The following is a 21348-nucleotide window of genomic DNA, read 5'->3' as shown; positions in this document are numbered from 1 at the left end:
AACTTTCAACAATACGTAACAGCGATATACGTAACTGGACAACATGAACCGCAGTTCAGCGCCCCACTGAGAGGTTGCCATCGGGTTTCAACTACCGTGAAAAATAACGGGCCGGGTATGTGGATGGTTACCGAAAAGCCTTCGGTAACTGGTCGACTCTCAGACGATCGCCCAGCTAGGACGCAGTTGACACGGTGATTTCGCTGATCTCCGCGTGGTGATCACCGTTGGTCGAGCCCAGCTTGTTGATCCACACCAGCACATGCGAGACCTGCGAGCTGCTGGTGATCGGAATGGTGGTTTTGCCGGACTGCAGCGTGGCGGTTGCCGAGATCTCCTTGGTGTCATTGATCGAGCCCGGCGTGGCCGAGTCCGCCGAGCGGATCTGTACTTGCGTTCCGACACTGTGCGATTCGATGGTGACGCTGCTCAGCGCACTCGAGGACTGTAAATCCAGCAGCAGACCCACGCCGGGCTTGAACAGCACCGGGAAGGGGTCGGCGTCGGTGTACGTATCTGTGATCCACGACGTGGAAGGGTTGCCATCCACGGCCAGGCCCGCCTTGCCGGGTTGATCGGCATCCGGGCCCGGGGGAAACACGGTCGCCTGCACGATCTTGGCCGGGCTACCTGGCTTCGCGGCATCGCCACCGGAGGACTGGGTGGGCAACCCGATGCCGATGTTGATCTTGTCGAGCGGTCCGACGTCTCCGAAGATCCGCGTCACCCAGACCCCGAGCGCGATGCACAGCGAGATGACGAGAACACCGACCACACCCAGCCCGATCAGGAAGATCTTGCGGTGGCGCGCGGCCTCTTCCGGATCTTCTTCCTCGTAGTCCTCGTAGTCCTCGTCGTCGGAGTCTGCCGGGTCCTCAAATGACGGACGCCTGCCGACGTCCAGCGCTTGGGTGGGTGCCGCGGCCGCTGGTTCGAGCATGGTGGTGTGGTCGACACTCGCGATGGCCGACTCCAGGCCGTCGAGCAGCTCAGCTGCTGAACCAGGGTCATCGCTCAGCGCACGTGCGGCCACGTCGGAGATCTCGGCAGGCACGGTGGGGATGAGAACGCGGGCTTCGACGGGTCTGCCGTCGGGGGCGCGATTGGCGGCGGGCAGCCCGCTCGGCTGACCGGTCTCGGCCAGCGGCCAGCGACGCGTGGTCAGCGCGTAGAGGGCGGCACCGAGCCCGCGCACATCCTCATCAGCGCTGGCCGAAGACAGCGTGGCAGGGAAGGCGAGGACGGCGTCTCCGTCGATGCTGATGCGGACCCGGTCGGGGTGGTCGATGCTCAGCGCCGATCCGGCCTCGAAGGCCGCGTCGGCGGCCTCAGCCAGCGAGCGGACCGCGCGGCTGGCGCCCACAGCGGAGGGTTCGGTATCGGCGACCTCGCGTAGGGAACCGCCGCGGACCCACTGGGCCACCACGATGCCGCCGTTGCCCTCATGGACGGCGTCGAGCACGCGCGCCAGACCGGACGACTCAATCTTGCTGAGCCGCAGGGTGTTCGAAAGGATGTCCTGCACCTGGTCGGCGGTGAAGGCCGCGCCGTCGATGATGGTGAGTGCCACCGGTCGGTTCAGCTCGGTGTCGGTGGCTTGCCAGAACTGCAGGCCGTCCGGGCCGCCGTGCGAGGTCAGCAGGCGGTAACGGCCGCCGGCGATGCTGGCGCCGGGCATCACGGAAGTGGGGACCGGGCCCGTGGACGGGGACTGGGTGGGAACAGGCCGGGTCGATGACCCCGGGGTGTCGGTCACAGCCCTGCCCTTTCTCGTATCAGCACCGCCCCCGTGCGCTGGTTTGTTTGCGGTTGTCGAGCCGATGGCATCGCTACCGCCGACTGGATCACCCGAATCAGGGTACGGCAGGGATGGCCCGGGGGAGTTGCCCATGACCGAAGCGTGATCTTGTGTCTCTGCCCGAAGCCGAGCGCCGAGGCGACCACCGAGCCGGCGCTGCAGCATGGCGACCACGCTGAGGGCCTCCGGGAGCTTGACGGCGACCATGAGGGCGAAGGTGACCGCGAGCATGACGATGCCCAGGATGGCCAACCGCAGAATCGAGCCAAGGCCGCCGCCTCGTTGGGTGAGCAGGTCGAGGCCGAAGCCGCGATCGATACCCAGACCGACTGCGGCGGCGGTCACCGACGCGGCGAGGGCAACCAGTGCCGTGCGGGCAACATCCGGACCGATGAGCGGGCCCGCCGCGCGCCCCAGGCTGCGGCGCAACAACAGATACCCGCATAGTGCACCCGCCACGAATCCGAGCCCGTTGGCGGCACCCAGGTATCCGGCAACCAGATCGGGGTCGTCCGTCAGGTGCGGAGCGGCAACGGAACCAATGACCTTGACCGCAGTGATCACGATGATCATCAGCGTGGGTGTCCAGGCCTCGTGGCGTGCATAGAAAACCCGAAGCTGAAGCAGCACAAGGGCGTAAGGGATGAGGGTGAAGGCAGAGAGCGAAATCGACAGTCCGAGGTAGTGAGCGGATCCGAGGTGGAAATTGCCGTACGCGAATAGCGCCGGGCCCATCGCCGGCCCGGCGACCGTCATCACCGCCACCACAGGAATCAGCACGGTCATCGTCAGCCGGGTTGCCAGCGACATATCGCCGAGCACGGCAGGAGTGTCTTGAGCGGCAGCATTGCGACTCAGCCGGGGCATGATCGCGGTGAGGATCGTGACGCCGACAACCCCGTAGGGCAACTGCAGGATCATCCAGGTCTGGCTATAGATGATCGGGCCGGATTCCGCGGCACCGGCGGCGATCCGGTTCGCGATGACATACCCGAACTGACTGATGGCCACGTACGCGAACATGGCGGCGGCCATTCCGCCGAACTGTTTGAGGCGGTCGTCGAGCCCCCACAAGGGGCGCAGGGGAATCTGCTGGCGCCGAATCGCCGGCAGCAGCACCATGGCCTGGGCCGCCACACCGAGCGTGGTGCCGATGCCCAGTACCAACAGCTTCGGGTCGCTCATCCGGATCGGGTCGAGGGTGAGCTCACCCGGCATCAGCCAGTACAGCACGAGGGTGGCGATCGCCACCAGGTTGTTCCACACCGGCGCCCAAGCGGGCGGACCAAACACGTTGCGGGTGTTCAGAATCGCCATGAACAGCGAGCTCAGGCCGTAGAAGAAGACCTGCGGCAGGAGCAAGTACGCCAGCGCCGTGGTGAGCGGCGTGTTCACCTTGGGATCGCCACCGAGCATGATCCCGGCCAACAATGGTGCGGCCAGCACCGAGAGCAGTGTCGTCACCAGCAGCAGCGTCGTGACAATGGTGAGCAGCTTGCGTATGAACGCCTCGCCACCGTCGGCGTCTTCGCGCTCGGCACGGGTGAGCACCGGGATGAAAATCGCCGTGAAGGTGGCCTCAAGCACCAGCGCGGCAATGATGTTGGGCAGGGTGTTGGCAGTTGAGAAGGCGCTCGCGGATGCCGCGCCGAGCGCCGCGGTGATCAGCAGCAGCTTGATGAAGCCGGTGATGCGGCTGACCAAGGTGGCCACCGCCATCGATCCGGAGTGGGAGACGACGGCGGCGTCGGACAGTTCCTCGATGGTGTCGTCGGCTTCGGGATCGGGTAGCGGGTCCAGCGGCTCTCTCATTGCTGCCACTGGGCTCCCTTCTCCGGTGCGGCAGGCTCGTCCTCGCGGTCGAGGTCGGCGCGGTCCGGCTGACCGCGGAACCGATGCCACAGCCGCCGGCCGGTCAGGGCGAAGAGCACCGTGGCAGCACTGATGGTGATGAAGAACAGCGGCTTGCCGTACGCGTTGGAGTGCACGGACAGGCGGACCGGGTCGCCCAGCGGCAGTCCGTCGGGTGTGTGCAGCGTGACGTCCACCGCCATGCGTTGTGACACGTTGACCTCGACGGGCACCTTGACCGGCAGGAAGCCGGGCGGAACTTCTTGTACGCCAACATCTGTCGCACTCATGCCGGCAGGGGTCTCGACTCGCAGGGAGACCCGGATAGGCACCGGAAGTTCGTTGCGCAACACCAGCGGCAGCGGACTGTGTTCGGTGGCCAGGGTGTAGGACCCACCCGGATTGACGACGGTGACCGCGTTGAACAGATCACCGACCGTGCGGCGGATGGCGGCCAGCCGTTCGCGCGCGGCGTCGTCACGGGCATCGGCGGGAACGCTCTGGCTCACGGCGCGCAGGGCGTCCTGGCGTAGCGGATCGGTGTATTGGACGCCAGTGAGCCCGGTGCGGGCGTCCACGGTCAGTGCGGCAGTGAGCCCCCACACGCGGCGGACCTCGTCACCGAGGCCCTGAGACACCCAGTCGTCCACGGCTTCTTGTGCGTCGACGCCGAAGGTGGTGTCCACGGGGTTGGGCTGGGCGCCGGCGCGTGCCTCGCCGATGAGGGTGGGCAGCGGGCGCGGTATCGCCAGTCCCGAATGCAGCAGGGTCGAGGTCGCCGAAAGGATCGAGCGGGCCTCGCCGTCGGACAGATCCCAGGTGGCGTCGGGAAGAAGAACCGTCTGACGGGGGGTCTGCTGCGGAGAGAGCGCCTGCCAGGCCATGGCCCCGAGTGCGTCTTGTATCCGCGCGACGCGCGAATCATGTTGCAGTGCGAAGCGCAGCGATTGCGGCACATAGTCCGGTGTCATGGGGGTGCGACCAACCGCGCTCAGCGCCGCGCCTACCGACGGGTCAAAGGGCGCCGCGACGAGCGTGTCCGACACCCGGCGCGGATTGAAATCGGGCGGTGTCTCTTGTCCCGACGGTAAGGGCGACACCGCGACGGTCGGGCCCTGCGCGGTGAGCAGGTCGATGCTCGCCGCCGAAAGGTGGCTGTCGCCGAGCAGGGTGGCTCCGCGCAGGCTGACGACGCCCAGGATCTGGTCCAGGACATCGGCGGCTCCAGTGGTGGCCTGGTGGGACAGGCCGTCATCTGCCATCTCGGCGACGGCGTCCAGGCTGGCCTGGGCGTAAGGCAGCGGGGTGACACAGGTGTGTTTGGCCATCGCGCGCAGCCGGTCGAGCCAGGCCACGGCGAGCCCCTGCCCGGTGCCCGGGTGTACGGGACCGGCGGGGTCGGCCGAATTGTCCAGCACCTGGTAGTTCTGCGTCATCTCGTTGACGGTCACCAGCAGGTCGGGGTCGACGGCCACGCAGACCGTGCGTGCCAACTCGCCCTTGGGGTCAACGGCGGGCTCGGTCGCGAACTCCAGCGCGCCCAGCAGCGCGTCCAACCTGCCCCCGGGTGACAGGGAGCGCTCCAGCTGGTCATCGAGAAGCCGCACCGGAGTCGGTCCGCCGGGTTGGCCAGGGGCCAGTCGGGGACGGTCGGCCAGCGGCCACAGCAGCGTCAGCCCCACCGGGCGGGAGGTGTCGGGTGCGACCTCGGGTTCGGAGGCTGCATTGTTCGGCGGCGGCACCCCGAGAACCGGGAGCAGGAACCGGGCATCGTCGAGGCGCGCGGGGGCCCCGTAGTCCGGGGTGCCGTTGACGTTCACCAGCGCGGGATACACACCAGGGGCTTCGATGTTCCAGTTCGCCCCGGTTCCTCCCCGCAGTGGGAAGGCGAGGCTGAATGGACGTTGCTGTCCTTGTTCGAGAGTGCCTGCGACGGTGACGAACTCGCCCACGGGCCGGAACTGATCGTGGTGACCGTGCAGACTGGCGCGCAGGTCGGAACTGGTGGCCACGGCATCGGCGCGCTCCAGACGCACCACCACATCGGTGACCGGGCGATCCCCGACGTTGGCGACGGTGCCGCGCACGGTGACCATCGAGTCGACGGTGGTGACCGTTTGGGGATTGACCTCATCGATGACGACCTTGAGGAACTGTCCGTCGCGGTAGGCCTGGGCCCGCGGGACAGACCACGGTGCGCCGAGCAGGACAAGCGCGAGGACGGCAAGTACTGCCGCCACACGCGTCGCGCTGCGATGCGTGGGTCGGGTCATTGCTGTTGTCCGCGCCCGGATCGCCGGCCCGGTGTCCTATGCGTACTGGAATGCGTTTGAGGGCGGCGTCGTGGCGCGGAGGGCGGCAGGGGAGGTAGCGCTGCGGGTCCTTCGGTGTGCAGTTTGTCGATCAGATCGCCCGCCACTTCGGCCAGTCGCCGCTCGTCGGCGTAGGCCAGGCGGGTGGGTAGCTCCCCGAGCGGTACCCAGGCGACCTCGGTGACCTCGACATCGTCATCGGACAGCTCGCCGCCCAGCGAGCGCATCAGATAGTGATGCACCGTTTTGTGCACGCGCCGGCCCTCGGTGACGAACCAATAGTCGATGCTGCCGAGCGCGGCGAGCACGGTGCCGCGGATTCCGGTCTCTTCGGCCACCTCGCGGATGGCGGTCTGCTCGGCGGTCTCACCCTGTTCGATATGCCCCTTGGGCAGCGACCACAGCATGCGTCCGCGCCGGTCGGTCCGCCCGATGAGGGCAGCGACCTGACCGTCCTTGGGGCCGTCGATGCCGGCGATGACCAGGCCGCCGGCCGAGGTTTCACGCACCGTGCGCAGTGAGGTGCCCGCTGCTCGGCCCTTGACGCGGCCACGGCCCTTTCCTGCTGCGGTGTTGGCTCCGTTTGGCGCAGCAGGAGCCCCAGCGGCAGGGGAGGCCGCCGGAGTATTGGCGCCCTGCGCCCGGCCCTGTGCTCGACCCTGCGATCGGTTGCGCCGACCGCGGCGCGACCCGCGGCCGCGCGCTGAGGCGGGGTTCGAGCCGGGTTCATCCGACGACCCACCCGTGCGGGAACCGCCGGAGGAGTCAGACACCCATGTGATAGTAGTTCCCGCTACTGAGAGCTCCTGCGATACGCGCCGGTAGGCTGTCCCGACGTGCCCGAATCGATACCGACCGCTGAACTGTTGGCCACCGCCGCGGTGACCTTGAACCGGCACAAGAAGCTGCTCTCGGAGCTGGGTGCGCTCTTCGATTCCGCCGGTTTCGACCTGTATCTCGTAGGCGGCAGCGTCCGCGACGCGGCGTTGGGCAAGCCCGGCATCGACCTGGACTTCACCACCGACGCGCGTCCCGAACAGGTGCAGAATCTGGTGACGGGCTGGGCCGAGGCCATCTGGGATACCGGGATCGCGTTCGGCACCATCGGCGTGGCCCGTAGAGGCCAGCGGGTCGAGATCACCACCTTCCGCAGCGACAGCTACGACCAGCAGTCGCGGAATCCCGAGGTGGTGTTCGGCGACAGCCTCGAGGGCGACCTGGTGCGCCGCGACTTCACCGTCAACGCCATGGCGGTCAAGATCGGGCCGGACGGGCCGGGAGAGTTCTGCGATCCCCTGAACGGGCTGGAGGCGCTGCGCGCCGGAGTGCTGGACACCCCGTCGGCGCCGGAGATTTCGTTCGGCGATGACCCGCTGCGGATGCTGCGCGCGGCCCGGTTCGTGTCGCAACTGGGCTTCACGGTGGCGCCGCGCGTGCTGGAGGCGCTGCACGCGATGGCCGATCAGCTGGGCCGGATCACTGCCGAACGCGTGCAGACCGAACTGGACAAGTTGATCGTGGGCGCACATCCGGTGGCGGGAATCGACCTGTTGGTCGACAGCGGACTCGGCGCGGTGGTGCTGCCCGAGGTGGGTCAGATGCAGTTGACCATCGACGAGCACCACCAACACAAGGATGTCTATCGGCACTCGTTGACGGTGCTGGAGCAGGCGGTGGATCTCGAAGACGAAGGTCCGGACCTGGTGCTGCGCTGGGCGGCGCTGTTGCACGACATCGGCAAGCCGGCCACCCGTCGGCACGAAGAGGGCGGCGGGGTGAGCTTTCATCACCACGAGGTCGTCGGCGCCAAGATGGTGCGCAAGCGCATGCGCGCGCTCAAGTACTCCAAGCAGATGGTGGACGACGTCTCGCAGCTGGTGTATCTGCATCTGCGGTTTCACGGGTACGGGGACGGAAAATGGACCGATTCTGCGGTGCGCCGATACGTTACCGACGCGGGGCCGCTCTTGCCGCGGCTGCACAAGCTGGTGCGCGCGGACTGCACCACGCGCAACAAACGGCGCGCGGCGCGGTTGCAGGCCAACTATGACGGGCTCGAAGAGCGCATCGCGGAGCTGGCGGCCAAGGAGGATCTGGCGCGCGTGCGGCCCGATCTCGACGGCAACCAGATCATGGAGCTGTTGGGCGTTCCGGCCGGCCCCATCGTGGGGCAGGCCTGGCAGTTCTTGAAGGAGCTCCGGTTGGAGCGGGGTCCGCTCGATCACGACGAGGCGGTTGAAGCGTTACGCCAGTGGTGGGCCGGCCGTTCCTGACCGCGCTCAACGGAGCATGTCGTAGCCGAGCTTGCCCACCATCACCACGACGACCGCCAACAGCACCACGCGGACGAAACCCGCGCCGCGCCCGAGCGCCATATGCGCACCGAGCTGAGCGCCGACGATGTTTGCCAGACCGAGGGCCAAACCCAGCAGCCACAGCACGTGGCCCTGCGAAGCGAAGACAACCAGCGCCCCGACGTTGGTCCCGGAGTTGAGTACCTTGGCGGTGGCCGAGCTCTCCAGGAAGGTCATTCCCGCGGCGACGGTCAACGTGATGATCAGGAAGGTCCCGGTGCCGGGGCCCATGATGCCGTCGTAGAACGCGATCGCGACGGCGGCGATGGTGAGTGCCGTCAGGGTCGCGGTTTTGGTGCGGGCGGTTCCCTCCGTGGTCGTGCCGAACTGGGGTCGCGTCGCGACGAAGACGCCCACCGCCACCAGCAGCACGAGCACCACGGGCTTGAAGACCGACACGGGTAGCCGGGAGGCGGTGTACGCGCCGGCACTGGCGAAGGCCGCCGCGACGAAAAAGGCCCCCACCAGGACACGCCAGTTCAGAGGTGTTCGGGGAAAGAGCCGAATGGCCGCCGACGCGGTACCTGACAATGCGGTGAGTTTGTTGGTGCCCAGCGCGGTGGCCGGGGCCATTCCGGGGAAGACGAGCATGAGCACCGGGATGAGGATGAGGCCGCCGCCGCCGACCACCGCATCGACCCACCCGGCGGCGGATGCCGCCGCCAGCAGCACGGCGAGGGTAGGTGCATCCACGGGGACAGAGACTACGGGGGAACCGAATCGCCGCCGGTGTGCTCCTACAGACATGCATCAGTATCAGCGCAGGTTCTGCCGGGGTGGTTATCCACATGCCTCAAGAAGGCGGAACGCCCGGAGCCGGCGGGGGCTCATATCGGATATGGACTACTGCTTCGGTGCCGGGGACGGCGTCGTCACCGCCTGGGATGCACCGCCCAATGTGGACCTGGATGGCGACGGGGTCATGGACGCGGTGCGGCTGGACTTCGACGGCGACGGGCTGTTCGACGACATGATGTGGGACGCCGACGGGGACGGCTCGGCAGATCACAGCGTGCTCGATATCGACAATGATGGCAGGCCCGAGACCTACTTCACCGATGATGGCCTGGGCACCTGGAGGTTTCACGTGGAACGGAGTGGGTCCATCAGCTGGTTCGGCCTCGATGGCATGGAACACCCCGGCGGCACCGCCGATATCGACGGGGACGGGAAGCCGGATCAGCTTTTCGATGTGGATGGCGACGGCGATGCGGAAAGAGCCTTTAGTACAACCGATTCCGGCAATTCCGTGTACGCCGACACCACCGGAGACGGCCGCTGGGATGTCGTGCTCACCGATGGTGACGGAGACGGGATCGCCGAGGCGGCCCGGCCCGTGGCTTCGCCCCAGGTGTCAGCGGAAAATCCTGTCGAAGGATTGCCCTAGCGCTGCCGTCCACGCGAGTGTCGGATCGGACTCATCGGCTACCCAGACTGGGTGATCGAGGCTGAGTTGTCCCTCGCAGGTGGTGACGAAGAAGCTCGGGGGAAGTGTCGTGGCCCGCAACCGGATGCGCCACCCACGTGCGGTGGCACGGAAGTCGTGTATGCGCAGCCCCGCCGGCAGGCGCAGCGCAGGTATGCGGCCCCAGTTCGGACCATGAGCGGATTCTCGACGGACTGCTGCTGCAGCGGTTGATGCCGTAGAAATGCTTGGTGCACACGGCGATCCACGAGGCCGCTGGCCAGGGAATCCAGTACCGCGCGCGCCAGACGCAGCGGGTCGTCATCGGATGTCACAGCCAGAGTCGCGGTGTCGGCTCCCTGGATCACGGTCCCTTGCGCCGCGGTGATGGGCGCGCCGGTTCGTGTGCGTAGGTCCACCGAAGATGTCAGGCCAAACGTGACGGGGTCCTGCGATCGTGAAAGCGTTTGGGCAGCAGACAGGATCGCGGCACACACGATTCCGTGCACGGTGAGGCCCGCCGCGCGGGCGGAGTCGAATAGGCGCGTGGTCTGCGCGCGGCTGAGTCGGGTGCGCCCGTGGCGGAGCACAACCGCCGTCTCGACCGTCGGCTCTACCGGTGTCGCCGGGGGCGCGCAGGGCGCGGGTATGACATAACCGCGCTCGGCAAGGAACTGCTCCAGCGACATCGCCAGCGGATGCCGACGTGTGGCCCCGGCTGATCCCGTCTCGACCACGCGGGTGTAGAGCGAGCACAGGACTTCCAGGTACTTCAGCGAGGCGCCCGCGTCGGCGATGCTGTGGTGGGTAAGCAAGGTCAGGCGAAAGTCGTTGCCCTGCTGGGCTACGTCGATGGCACACACCGCGTCGGGGTCGACGATGGTGAAGCCTGCGGGGGGTAGTGCGGTGCAGGTGCCCACCTGAAGCGCGGGCGGACGAGGAACGTGGTGAAGTAGGTACTCGTGCCCGGCGGACACGATCTGTGTCGCCAACACCGGATAGCTACGCAGCAGGGCGCGGAAGGCAAGTGTCAGAGCATCGATATCGAGCACACCGGTGCCGAAGGCCGAGTACGCCACCGTGCTGCGATTTCCCGCGAACATTGCCTCCGAGGGATCCAGCGTGCGGACGGCGGCCCCGGGGTTCATCCCCGGCCGGCGCCGGGCGGGCCGGCGAAAGCCTGCGCGATGGACAGCCACTGCTCGGCGTCCTGGCCAGTGGCCCGCAGATCCAGATCGGCGCGCGGACGGCGCTGGGTAACCAGGTAGCAGAAGTCGAGCGCTGATCCGGTGACGCGCTGGGCGGCCTCCTCGGGCCCCCACGTCCAGGTATCGGCGTCCGGGCCGGTCAGTTCGACCCGAAACGGCTCGCTAGGGGCGGGCAATCCGTGCACCGAGAAGGCGAAGTCCCGGGTTCGAACACCAAGGTGGGCAATCGATTTGATGCGCGGGGTAGGAGCGAGCGGCACGCCGAGCGCATCGGCGACGTCGAGACCGTGCGCCCAGGTTTCCATCAAACGTGCGGTGCCCATGGACGCCGCGCTCATCGGCGGCCCGTACCAGGGAATCTTGACACCGTCCGGCACGGCGCGCAGTGCCGCGTGTAGCTGGTTGCGGGTGCTGCGCCATTGGATGAGTAGGTCGGCCGGCGGGATCTGGGCGGTTTCTTCGGCCGCCTTGTCCACGAAGCCGAGCGGATCGGCCATCGCCTTGGGCAGTTCCTCGGCGAAGACGGCGGGGTCGGTGACTGCCAGCAGCGACTGCGCGTCGGTCCAGTGCAGGTGCGCTATCTGGTGAGCGATGGTCCAGCCCGCTGCGGGTGTGTCCCGGGCCCAGCCCTGCTCGGGGAGCGCGGCCACCAGGGCGTCCAGTTCATCGCTTTCGGCGCGGAGGTCGTCGATGACTGCGTCAGCGGTCGAGGTCACGGGCTTGTCCTTCCGGGTTGGGCTGGGTGGGCAGGGAGCCGGCGTTGGGCTGGGTGGGCAGGGAGCCGGTGTCCAGCGTGCTGGGCCAGAGGGTTCGTGTCATGTGCACGATCAGTCCGGCCAAGTAGATCATCGCGCCGGAGAAGGCTAGCCAATGCGCGTGCGTGATGAAGGCGGCGCCTACCGCCATCGCGCCGGTGAAAGTGACCCAGAACAACGAGTCCTGCACCGCGAAGACATGCCCGCGCAGAGCGTCGTCGACGTCGGTCTGCATGCCGACATCGGCGCACAGCTTGATCACCTGCCCGGCCATGCCGAGGCCGAATGCGGAGGCCAGCAGGATGGGGATGTACAAACCTGAGGCGATCAGTTGCAGGACGACTGCCCCGCCCAGCGCCATCCCCAGGGTGCGTCCACGGCCGAATCGTCGGAGCAGAGCCGGGGTCGAGACCGTCCCCAGGAACGAGCCGATACCGGTACACGCCAGGAACAATGCCGCCGCGCCGATCCCGGCGAACACCGACTCGTTACTGCGTACCAGGACAAGGACCAGCAATGTGTTGACACCGAACACCATGCGGTGCGCGGCCAGGCCGATGAGCGCATCGAAAACCGATGGTGTGCCGACGATGGTTCGCGCCCCGTGCAGCCATCCGGTGGCCACCGCGTAGAACGCCGAACCATGTACGGCACGCACGCTGTCGTCGGGCCCCAACCGGTCGCCGGGGAAGCCGGATGCCACCCAGGCCGCGGCCGTGGTCGGCACGATCACCAGGAAAATAACTGTGGCAGAACCCAAGTCCCCGGCTCCGAAAGCGGCGCGCAGCATCAGCATGAAGTTGGCACCGATGAAGGTGGCGGTGGCGCCCACGGCGGTGGCTACCGAGTTCATGGTTGCGACCTGATCGCGCGGTACCACGTGGGGCAGGGCCGCCGACAGTCCCGACGTCACGAAGCGAGTGACGCCGTTGACTATCAGCGCGCCCAGCAGCAACACCACATCGTCGGCGCTGAACGCCAGCTCGAAGCCCACCAGGGCCACCAGCAGGACGCGGATCAGATTGGCGCAGATCAGGACGGCGCGCCGGTCCCAGCGGTCCAGCAGTGCGCCGGCGAACGGACCGATCGCCGAATACGGCAGGAACAGCACCGCGAATGCCCCGGCGATGGCCCACGGTTCGGCCTCGCGCTCCGGGTTGAACAGCAGCGCGCCCGCGAGTCCGGCCTGGAAGAGGCCGTCGCTGAACTGAGTCAGGAGGCGCACCCACACCAGCCGCCCGAAGTCGGGAAGGTCGTGGATGGCGCGCCACAGGCTCAGCGGCGAGTGGCGCGCAGTCATGTGAGTCGCTTTCGTGTCGAGATCGGCCTACCGAACGTAGGCGGCGGATTATGCGGGGTGTTTAACGCCCACACTACAAATGTGTAGCGGTTGGCCGAGCACAAGTCATGAAACGGCAAACGGTGTCATGATGATGAGGTGGCGCACGGGGACGAGCCTGAAGAGGGCGAGGCATATGGCGAGGGCTACATGGCGCCGCCCGCACATCGCCTGCGGGCCGGGACCCTGCTGATTGCCAACACCAATCTCTTCGAGCCGACGTTTCGGCGCAGCGTGATCTTCATTGTCGAGCACAACGACGGCGGCACGCTGGGCGTAGTGCTCAACCGTCCCAGCGAGACCGCGGTCTACAACGTGTTGCCGCAGTGGGCCAAGCTGGCTGGCAAGCCCAAGACGATGTTCGTCGGCGGGCCGGTAAAACGGGATGCGGCGCTATGCCTGGCAACGCTGCGGGCGGGTGTGAGCATCGATGGCGTGAAGGGTCTGCGCCACGTGGCGGGTCGTATGGCGATGGTAGATCTGGACGCCGAACCCGAGGACATCGCGCCACTGGTCGAGGGCATCAGGGTTTTCGCCGGCTACTCAGGGTGGACGATTGGTCAGCTCGAGGGAGAAGTCGAGCGCGACGATTGGATCGTGCTGTCGGCGCTGCCGTCCGATGTGCTCACCGATGCGAGTGAGGACCTGTGGGCCAAGGTGCTTCGGCGGCAGCCACTGCCGTTGTCACTGTTGGCGACCCATCCCATCGACGTCAGCCGCAACTAGGGCTAAAGGTCGTCGCCCACCGACGGATCGGTGGGGATGACGGCCCGGCAGAAGTCCTCGCCGAAAGGCGTCAGGTGGATGCTGCGGCGCACCGTTTTGTGCGCGCGGCCCGCACGGCGGCACGCCGCGACCACGTCGGGTTGCACCTCCAGCACCTGATAGCGCTCGGCCGCAACCGCTTCCGGAGATGCGCGGACCAGGCCGAGGCGCACCAGGTTGTTGGTGTAGGCGTTGTTGCGATTGGTGTAGCGGCAGCCAGAGCGTTCGGCGACCATCGACAGACCCTCGGCGATCATCTCCGAGCCGACGTCGAAGGGGCGGCTGGTGCGCACATCGACCACCGGCTGTGCGCCGTGCGCCGCCAGGAAGCGCAGGATGCGCGCCTCGTCGGGCGCCAGCTGGTTGATGATCCGGGCGTAGGCCGGATGGGTGTCCTCGACATCGGTGACATCGGCCGACCGCCGCAGCAATTCCGCTCCGCGGCGGCGTAATTCATCACCGTCGAGAGCGCCTGATTCGGTGATGTCGATGGTGACGCGCGAGGGGGCGGGCTTCTGCGGCTTGGCCAGGGTCAGTCCGGAGGAATCGCTGGGCAGCTGTAGCGCGTCGCGTACGGCGCCCAGGACGTGTTCGGTCGCGGACAGCGCGATGTCGGTGGCGGAACGACCTGCCCGGACATCGTCGATGATCTTGGTACCGGTGGTGGTGGCGACATCGGCTGACCACTTCACGCCGCGCCACCAGGTCTTCGCGGCCAGCATCGCCACACCCTGGACCACGCGATCGGGCCGGAGCTCACGGTTGTTGTGTGCTGGAACGGGCGTGTTATCGGTCATCGGGCATCATCTTGTCAGGTCGGCTCCGGGCACGTGTCAGCCCGCTGGCGGGAAAATGAGTAGGTGCGCCAGGCCTCCGGCAGCGCCCAGAACGGCGCCGTGCACGAACAGCAACCACTCGTCCTGCTTGACCGCCGAGCGCAGCAACTCGTTGAAATCATCGAGTGAGAGCTTGTGCATCTGGGTGGAGACGAAGGCGCCGATCTTGCCTTGACGTTGCTTGTTGAATTCCGGATCGGAAAACGCAAGGGGCGCAAAGCCGGTTGCTTCCAGGGTGACCGATTCGGTGATCTGGTCGTACTGTCGCCGGCCGACCGCTACCCGAATGGCGCGCCGAGCCGGTCCGAGCGCTTGCTCCAGCGCCGGCCGGATGCCGTCGGCGAGCATCTGCCGGGTGCGATCCGAGCGAGGTCCGTTGAGCATCTCGTCGCCGATGTTTTCCAGTGTGATGACGTTCTCGGAGATGGTGCGCGCGTATTCCTCGGAGATCTCGGCCTTGCGTTTGATGAACAGGCCCTGGCGCCAGGGCACCCACTTGTTGGGGTGCACAGGTTCGAAAATCATGGTGATACCGAGGTAGTTGACGATGTACCCGATGATGACGCCGCCGAGCGGCAACACGATCCACGGTGTCCACCAATGGTGCGGTACCGACTGCAGGATGGCCACGAGCACGAAGCCCATCGGGTAGCCGAAGTAGAAACCGAAGTTCTGCATGAACTGCAGCTCTTTGTGCCCCATGGTTCGGAAGATGTCGTTGAGTAGCTTGGGATGTGCGGTGAGGTACCGGATGATCATCAACTTGGCATCGACGAGTTGCTCGATATTCTCGCCGATTTGATCGGTCATGTTCTTGATGATCTGGGGCAGCTGATTCTCGATGCGTTTGAACATCATTTCCCGCAAGGCCGGCGGCAGGTTGTGCCACAGCTGCGGGTCCTCACGCTCCATGATCTTGGTGATGACGCCGCGAATTTCTGACTTGGCAATCAAGGCAAGGTGATTGGCGATCAGATCAGGCTCGAGTTGCTCGTAGAAGTCCGAGATACTGCCGAGTTTGGCCAGGCTCTTGTCGACGGCGATGCTGGCCATCTTCTCGGCACGAGACGGCACAATGCCCTGCCAGCCAAACCGGCCGTCGGAGGTGATGGCCGGGATCACCTGCACGCGCCGGGGCAGGAACGCATACAGCGTGCGTAGTCCGGGAATGCGCCAACCGTAGAAACGCAAGGGTGCGAACAGCATCAGTACGCCGGTCCAGTTGGTGATGTAGCCGATGATGCCGGTGAACAGGGGGATGGTGAGCAGGTCCACGATCAGCTGGTCGTCGCGATAGATGTACGCGGCGATACCGGAAGCGACCGCGAGAACACCAACGAGGATGAACTTCACCATCTGCTTGGTGTCTTTCACGGCTCCCTTTCTGACTACCGCCGACGGTCTTGGCGCAAACGCTCATCCCACCCGTCTACGAGTGCCCGGAAACATAACACCAAAAAAGGGGCCGACATGGGCGAATACGGAGCACATTCCGATGAGGTAGTGCCGCCGTGTCTAAAGATTGGACATGTCAGGGCCGCGCGCACACGGATGAGCCGCTCGCGCGAAGACCGTCGCGCCCGGGGGAGTCATTGCGGCCCGCGCCGGGGCATCCTCCGCAGGCGCTGCCGCAGCCGCCCGCCGCGGACATCTGTTGTGCGGCGGTGGTGTATTGGGCGACCTGCCAGGCTGCCGCACCCACCGTCACGAGGGCGGCCGCACCGCACACCGTCAGCCCGACCAAACCGATTGTGGTGGAGCCGAATAGCGCTGCCAGACCGCCCGCAGCCAGGATGACCGCGGCTGCGGCCTGGGCGGGGGCGAGCATTCGCTGCGGGCTGCCGTGCGGCGCCCGCAGGAAGGCCGCTGCCGAGAGCGCAGCCAGCAGCCCGGCGAGGGCGATGGTCACGATGGCGGCGATCAGCACGTGCTCAGTTTAAGCGGGGCACCGAGGCGGTCATGCCGCGGGCGGTGCCGGTGGCACCAGCGCGGGCAAGGTGGGCAGGGGTGGCAAACCCGGGACACCGGGCGCCGGCGAGGCCGGCGCGTTGGGATCGGCGGCTGCGGGCGCTCCGGCGGCGGGTGTGGCGGGCGCACCGGGTACGGCGTCCGGATCGGCGAGTGCGTTGGGGTCGGCTACCGGGGCGGTGACGGGAGCGGCATCCCCGAAGCGCAGTCCGTTGACGATCAGGTCGGTGGCCGGGGCCTCCGCGATGGCGTTGCCGACGGTGGTGGTGACGGCCAGCTGGACCAGGAAACGGTCCTTGCCCTGCGTGATGATCACGGCGCGGCGCGAGGTGTTGAGGGTCTCCCCGTCCTGGCGGAAGGTGCCTTCCACGATCGAGGACGGGAACCCCTGGTAGGTGACCAGCGAGGCATCGGTCGGCTGCCAGCCCTGCAGGGCCTTGACCTCGACGGGGCCATGCGAGACGGCTTCGTTGGTGTCGAACTCGCCGATCAGCTTGCTCATGGTGAGCTGCGCGTTGGATTGGTAGATCCCGGTGCCGTTGGCCTTGCTCACGATCACCTGGTACGCGTTGGGGACGTTGGGGTCCGGCACGTTGGCCCAGTTGTTGGGGATCGGGATGCTGATACGCGGCACCCCGTGGCTGCTCTTGGTCAGCGGTTCCACCTTGACGTTCTTGGAGGCGAAGAACTCCGAGAGGGTGCCGTCGGCGGCCGGTGCGACGCCGGCGATCGGCGCGGCCGGCTGCAGGGGATTGGCCGACGTCGTTGGGGCCACGGCGGGTGCGGGGGCGGCATTCGGGGCCGGCGCGACGGCGGCGTTGGCGGTAGCCGCCGGTACTGGGGGTACGGGCGCTGGCTGGGGGTCTGCCATCGCAACGGCTGCAGTCCCAGCGAGCAACGCCGCGACGGAGGCCGTGGCCGCCGCGAATCTGACTGAATACCGTGTGGTCGTCACCTTCTATGTCCTTCCGGCTCTGTCCTGCGCGTGGTGTGAGGTTGGGGCGACAACGGGGAGCGCAGAGGGGCTCTCGGTTGTGGCGGTCCCGAAGTTAATAACCGCAGCTGAGAAACCACCCCGGACACCCCCGGAAGTGGCCGGATTGTGACCAGAGTGATTAACTCTCGTCGCCAAAGCGGCGATTTCTGTTCGCTGACCAGCCACCTTTACCCTGGAACCGTGACCGAAACCCAGCACGACGCGACCGATACCGCTGAGTTGCCCAGGCATCGCTATACCGCGCAGCTCGCCGGGCAGATCGAGCGCCGCTGGCAACAGACCTGGGCCGACCGGGGTACGTTCCATGTTCCGAACCCGGTGGGATCGCTTGCGCCGACGGACGGCACGCCGATTCCCGCCGACAAGATGTTCGTGCAGGACATGTTCCCCTACCCCTCGGGCGACGGCCTGCACGTCGGACATCCGCTCGGATACATCGCGACCGACGTCTATGCGCGCTTTCACCGGATGCGTGGTGCCAACGTGCTGCACGCCCTGGGGTTCGACGCGTTCGGGTTGCCCGCCGAGCAGTACGCGGTGCAGACCGGCACCCATCCACGGGTCCGGACCGAGGCGAACATCGTCAACTACAAGCGGCAGCTGGGTCGGCTGGGGCTGGGTCACGACTCGCGCCGCAGCTTCGCCACCACCGATGTCGACTTCTACAAGTGGACGCAGTGGATCTTCCTACAGATCTACAACGCCTGGTACGACGAGCAGGCCCGCCGTGCCAGGCCCATCCAGGAGCTGATCGCCGAGTTCGACTCCGGAACGCGCGCACCCTCCGACGGCACCGTGTGGGCGGAGCTGAGTGTTGGTGCGCGGGCGGATGTTATCGACTCATATCGCCTGGTGTACCAATCGGATTCGGTGGTCAACTGGTGTCCGGGATTGGGCACCGTGCTGGCCAACGAAGAGGTCACCGCGGACGGGCGCAGCGAGCGCGGCAACTTCCCGGTGTTCCGTAAGCGCCTGCGGCAGTGGATGATGCGGATTACCGCCTACTCCGACAGGTTGATCGATGACCTAGACGTGCTGGACTGGCCGGACAAGGTCAAAACCATGCAGCGCAACTGGATCGGCCGCTCGCAGGGCGCATCGGTGTTGTTCGGAGCGCCTGGCGCGGGGGACATCGAGGTGTTCACCACCAGGCCCGACACGCTCTTCGGCGCCACCTACATGGTGCTGGCCCCGGAGCATCCGCTGGTGGACCAGTTGGCGGCGGATGTCTGGCCGCAGGACACCGATCCGCGTTGGACCGGCGGGCAGGATTCGCCGCGGGCGGCGATCGAACAGTACCGCCGCTCCATCGCCGCCAAGAGCGATCTGGAACGTCAGGAGAACAAGGAAAAGACCGGCGTCTTCACCGGCGCATACGCCACCAACCCGGTGAGCGGGAAGCCGGTGCCGGTTTTCATCGCGGACTACGTGCTGCTGGGGTATGGCACCGGTGCCATCATGGCGGTTCCCGGGCACGACCAGCGTGACTGGGACTTCGCGAACACCTTCGGTTTGCCGGTGCAGGAGGTGATTTCCGGGGGCGACGTCACCAAGGCCGCATACACCGGGGACGGTGTGCTGGTGAATTCCGACTACCTGGACGGGCTCGACATCGAGGCCGCCAAGGTGGAGGTGACACGGCGTTTGGTCAAAGACGGACGCGGCGAATCGCGCATCGAATACAAACTGCGCGATTGGCTCTTTGCGCGCCAGCGCTATTGGGGTGAGCCCTTCCCGATCGTCTACGACGAGGACGGGCGGCCACGTGCGCTGGGTGAGAACGTATTACCCGTCGAATTGCCCGAGGTCGAGGATTACGCACCGGTGTCCTTCGATCCCGACGACGCGTCATCGGAGCCGTCACCACCGCTGTCCAAGGCCGCCGACTGGGTGAATGTCGAGCTGGACCTCGGCGATGGGCTCAAGCACTACACGCGGGACACCAACGTGATGCCGCAGTGGGCGGGCAGCTCCTGGTATGAGCTGCGCTACGCCGACCCCGACAACGCAGAGGCCTTCTGCGACAAGGAGAACGAGGCATACTGGCTGGGCCCGCGCCCGGCGGAACATGGCCCGAATGACCCGGGCGGTGTCGATCTGTATGTCGGCGGCATGGAACACGCCGTGCTGCACCTGCTGTATTCGCGGTTCTGGCACAAGGTGCTGTACGACCTGGGGCACGTCAGTTCCCGCGAGCCGTACCGGCGGCTGCTCAATCAGGGGTACATCCAGGCCCACGCCTACACGGATGCGCGCGGCATGTATGTGCCGGCGGCCGAGGTCACCGAGGAAAACGGAAAGTTCTTCTACCAGGGCGCAGAGGTGCAACAAGAGTTCGGGAAGATCGGAAAGAGCCTCAAGAACTCGATCTCGCCGGATGACATCTGCGACAACTATGGTGCCGATACGCTGCGTGTGTACGAGATGTCGATGGGCCCGCTGGAGCTGTCGCGTCCCTGGGCCACGAAGGATGTCGTGGGTGCACACCGCTTTTTGCAACGCGCGTGGCGCGTGGTGGTCGATGAGGAGACCGGCAAGATCCGTGTCACCACGGACGACCTGACCAGCGAGGACACCCTGCGGGCGTTACACAAGACGATCGCCGGAGTGACGGAAGACTATGCGGCCCTACGTAATAACACCGCCGCGGCCAAGCTGATCGAATACACCAATCACCTGACCAAGGACTACCCGGAGGGTGCGCCGCGCGCGGCGGTGGAGCCGCTGGTGCTCATGCTGGCACCGTTGGCTCCGCATCTGGCCGAGGAGCTGTGGAGCCTGCTGGGCCGCGACGACTCGCTGGCTCACGGTCCCTTCCCGGAATCCGACGACCGCTGGCTGGTGGCCGACACGGTCGAGTACCCGATTCAGGTGAACGGCAAGGTGCGTGGCCGCATCACCGTCGCCGCCGATGCGCCCAAGGGCGACATCGAGGCAGCGGCCCTCACCGAGGAGAAAGTGCTGGAGTTCCTGGCCGGCGCCACCCCGAAGAAGGTCATTGTGGTGCCCGGCCGCATGGTGAACCTGGTCGTCTAGTTCTGCCGCACCACGATCTGGTGCACCCGGGCGTCGCGGGGCAGATTCACAGCATCGGCAACCAGCTGCGCGACGGACTCGGGACGCATGTAGTCGTCTGGGTTGTACTCGCGCCCTTCATGTTCGGTGAGTTCTTGCTGCATCGGCGTGCTGATCCGGCCCGGGTGCACCGAGGTCACCCGGAGTGCGGGCTCCTCGGCGCGCAGTACATCGGCGAACCCACGCAGCGCGAACTTGCTCACCGAGTACGAGCCGATGCCCGGGTGAGCGTTGATCCCGGCGCCCGAGTTGATGAATACTACGTCGCCCTGTGCCGCACGCAGGGCCGGAAGAAGGGCCTGGGTGAGTGCTACCGGGGCTAATACGTTGACATCGAGGGTCTTTCGCCAGTCGGCAAGAGTGGAGTCGGCGATGGTTGCGGGGTAGGAGACTCCGGCGTTGTGCACAAGCACGTCCAGCGCGTCGATGCCCGCCACGGCCGCCAGTATCGCGTCCTGGTCACTCAGGTCGACGGGCCACGGGGTGGCGTCCAATTCGTCCGCCAGCGTGTCCAGCCGGAGGGACGGGCGCCCACCCAATAGCAGGCTGTGGGTGGCTGCGAGCGCGCGGGCAATGGCGGCACCGAGACCACCGGCGGCACCGGTGATGAGAGCGTGTGGCATGAGCGTCACGGTACGCGCCGATAAGTGGTTGTGCGCCTGCTGAAGGTTCACTTAGGGTGACC

Annotated in this window: 16 protein-coding genes; 4 read left to right on the top strand and 12 right to left on the bottom strand. The window is 66.6% G+C overall.

Features of this window, described 5'->3' with window-relative positions:
- Window positions 1–175 precede the first annotated feature (175 nt).
- Genes MAB_RS24985 through MAB_RS24975 form a run of 3 tightly spaced genes read right to left on the bottom strand, consistent with a single transcriptional unit; the run spans window position 176 to window position 6734 of the window.
- The gene (locus MAB_RS24985; protein ID WP_005087657.1) at window positions 176–3610 is read right to left on the bottom strand and encodes a murein biosynthesis integral membrane protein MurJ; all 3435 of its coding nucleotides are present in this window, start codon (window positions 3608–3610) and stop codon (window positions 176–178) included.
- Entirely contained in the window at window positions 3607–5922 is a 2316-nt protein-coding gene (locus MAB_RS24980) for a DUF6049 family protein (protein ID WP_012296828.1), read from the bottom strand. The genes MAB_RS24985 and MAB_RS24980 overlap by 4 nt, the downstream gene beginning before the upstream one ends.
- Entirely contained in the window at window positions 5919–6734 is an 816-nt protein-coding gene (locus MAB_RS24975) for an NUDIX hydrolase (RefSeq protein WP_012296827.1), read from the bottom strand. Before MAB_RS24975 ends, MAB_RS24980 begins: the two co-directional genes overlap by 4 nt.
- 63 nt (window positions 6735–6797) lie before the next feature.
- Here MAB_RS24975 and MAB_RS24970 point away from each other — a divergent pair, with 63 nt between their 5' ends.
- A complete protein-coding gene (locus MAB_RS24970; RefSeq protein WP_005087655.1) occupies window positions 6798–8234 on the top strand; it encodes a CCA tRNA nucleotidyltransferase in 1437 nt (478 codons plus the stop codon).
- Between the two features lie 6 nt (window positions 8235–8240).
- Here the strand turns inward: MAB_RS24970 and MAB_RS24965 are convergent, their stop codons facing one another.
- A complete protein-coding gene (locus tag MAB_RS24965; RefSeq protein WP_005082824.1) occupies window positions 8241–8987 on the bottom strand; it encodes a sulfite exporter TauE/SafE family protein in 747 nt (248 codons plus the stop codon).
- A 166-nt stretch (window positions 8988–9153) separates the two neighbouring features.
- Here MAB_RS24965 and MAB_RS24960 point away from each other — a divergent pair, with 166 nt between their 5' ends.
- Entirely contained in the window at window positions 9154–9702 is a 549-nt protein-coding gene (locus MAB_RS24960; RefSeq protein ID WP_005082823.1) for a hypothetical protein, read from the top strand.
- Window positions 9703–9740: 38 nt separating this feature from the next.
- Here the strand turns inward: MAB_RS24960 and MAB_RS24955 are convergent, their stop codons facing one another.
- The 3 genes from MAB_RS24955 to MAB_RS24945 are packed head-to-tail and all read right to left on the bottom strand — an operon-like array spanning window position 9741 to window position 12983.
- On the bottom strand, window positions 9741–10919 hold the full coding sequence (locus tag MAB_RS24955; protein WP_406946931.1) for a phthiocerol/phthiodiolone dimycocerosyl transferase family protein: 1179 nt from the start codon (window positions 10917–10919) through the stop codon (window positions 9741–9743).
- Window positions 10865–11644 carry a TIGR03084 family metal-binding protein gene (locus MAB_RS24950; protein WP_005095900.1) on the bottom strand — a complete coding sequence of 260 codons (780 nt, stop codon included), beginning with the start codon at window positions 11642–11644 and terminating at the stop codon, window positions 10865–10867. Before MAB_RS24950 ends, MAB_RS24955 begins: the two co-directional genes overlap by 55 nt.
- Entirely contained in the window at window positions 11628–12983 is a 1356-nt protein-coding gene (locus tag MAB_RS24945; protein ID WP_005082819.1) for an MFS transporter, read from the bottom strand. Before MAB_RS24945 ends, MAB_RS24950 begins: the two co-directional genes overlap by 17 nt.
- A 138-nt stretch (window positions 12984–13121) precedes the next feature.
- Here MAB_RS24945 and MAB_RS24940 point away from each other — a divergent pair, with 138 nt between their 5' ends.
- Window positions 13122–13748, top strand: coding sequence for a YqgE/AlgH family protein (locus MAB_RS24940; RefSeq protein ID WP_005064585.1), 627 nt, complete (start codon window positions 13122–13124; stop codon window positions 13746–13748).
- A gap of 2 nt (window positions 13749–13750) precedes the next feature.
- Here the strand turns inward: MAB_RS24940 and MAB_RS24935 are convergent, their stop codons facing one another.
- The 4 genes from MAB_RS24935 to MAB_RS24920 form a co-directional block, all read right to left on the bottom strand.
- Window positions 13751–14584, bottom strand: coding sequence for a DUF4393 domain-containing protein (locus MAB_RS24935; RefSeq protein WP_005064586.1), 834 nt, complete (start codon window positions 14582–14584; stop codon window positions 13751–13753).
- A 36-nt stretch (window positions 14585–14620) separates the two neighbouring features.
- Window positions 14621–15997, bottom strand: coding sequence for a DUF445 domain-containing protein (locus tag MAB_RS24930; protein WP_005082818.1), 1377 nt, complete (start codon window positions 15995–15997; stop codon window positions 14621–14623).
- Window positions 15998–16154: 157 nt separating this feature from the next.
- Entirely contained in the window at window positions 16155–16550 is a 396-nt protein-coding gene (locus MAB_RS24925; protein WP_005095896.1) for a hypothetical protein, read from the bottom strand.
- Window positions 16551–16580: 30 nt separating this feature from the next.
- A complete protein-coding gene (locus MAB_RS24920; RefSeq protein ID WP_005082816.1) occupies window positions 16581–17546 on the bottom strand; it encodes an LpqN/LpqT family lipoprotein in 966 nt (321 codons plus the stop codon).
- A 222-nt stretch (window positions 17547–17768) separates the two neighbouring features.
- Between MAB_RS24920 and leuS the strand changes: the two genes are divergently transcribed.
- Window positions 17769–20624: a leucine--tRNA ligase gene (leuS, locus tag MAB_RS24915; protein WP_005112800.1), complete on the top strand. Its 2856-nt coding sequence runs from the start codon at window positions 17769–17771 to the stop codon at window positions 20622–20624.
- Here leuS and MAB_RS24910 read toward each other — a convergent pair.
- Window positions 20621–21286: an SDR family oxidoreductase gene (locus MAB_RS24910; protein ID WP_005082813.1), complete on the bottom strand. Its 666-nt coding sequence runs from the start codon at window positions 21284–21286 to the stop codon at window positions 20621–20623. The genes leuS and MAB_RS24910 overlap by 4 nt on opposite strands.
- Between the last annotated feature and the right edge of the window lie 62 nt (window positions 21287–21348).

The organism is Mycobacteroides abscessus ATCC 19977 (assembly GCF_000069185.1).
In the GTDB taxonomy this organism is placed as follows: Bacteria; Actinomycetota; Actinomycetes; order Mycobacteriales; family Mycobacteriaceae; genus Mycobacterium; species Mycobacterium abscessus.
Note: the sequence above shows the minus strand (reverse complement) of the source record. Positions and strands in the feature narration are given on the sequence as shown.

Bases quoted from the DNA above. Each gene is read 5' to 3' on its own strand.
- MAB_RS24960 (WP_005082823.1), top strand. From the start codon at position 9,154: ATGGACTACTGCTTCGGTGCCGGGGACGGCGTCGTCACCGCCTGGGAT.
- MAB_RS24945 (WP_005082819.1), bottom strand. From the start codon at position 12,983: ATGACTGCGCGCCACTCGCCGCTGAGCCTGTGGCGCGCCATCCACGAC.
- MAB_RS24935 (WP_005064586.1), bottom strand. From the start codon at position 14,584: ATGACCGATAACACGCCCGTTCCAGCACACAACAACCGTGAGCTCCGG.
- MAB_RS24980 (WP_012296828.1), bottom strand. From the start codon at position 5,922: ATGACCCGACCCACGCATCGCAGCGCGACGCGTGTGGCGGCAGTACTT.
- MAB_RS24910 (WP_005082813.1), bottom strand. From the start codon at position 21,286: ATGCCACACGCTCTCATCACCGGTGCCGCCGGTGGTCTCGGTGCCGCC.
- MAB_RS24985 (WP_005087657.1), bottom strand. From the start codon at position 3,610: ATGAGAGAGCCGCTGGACCCGCTACCCGATCCCGAAGCCGACGACACC.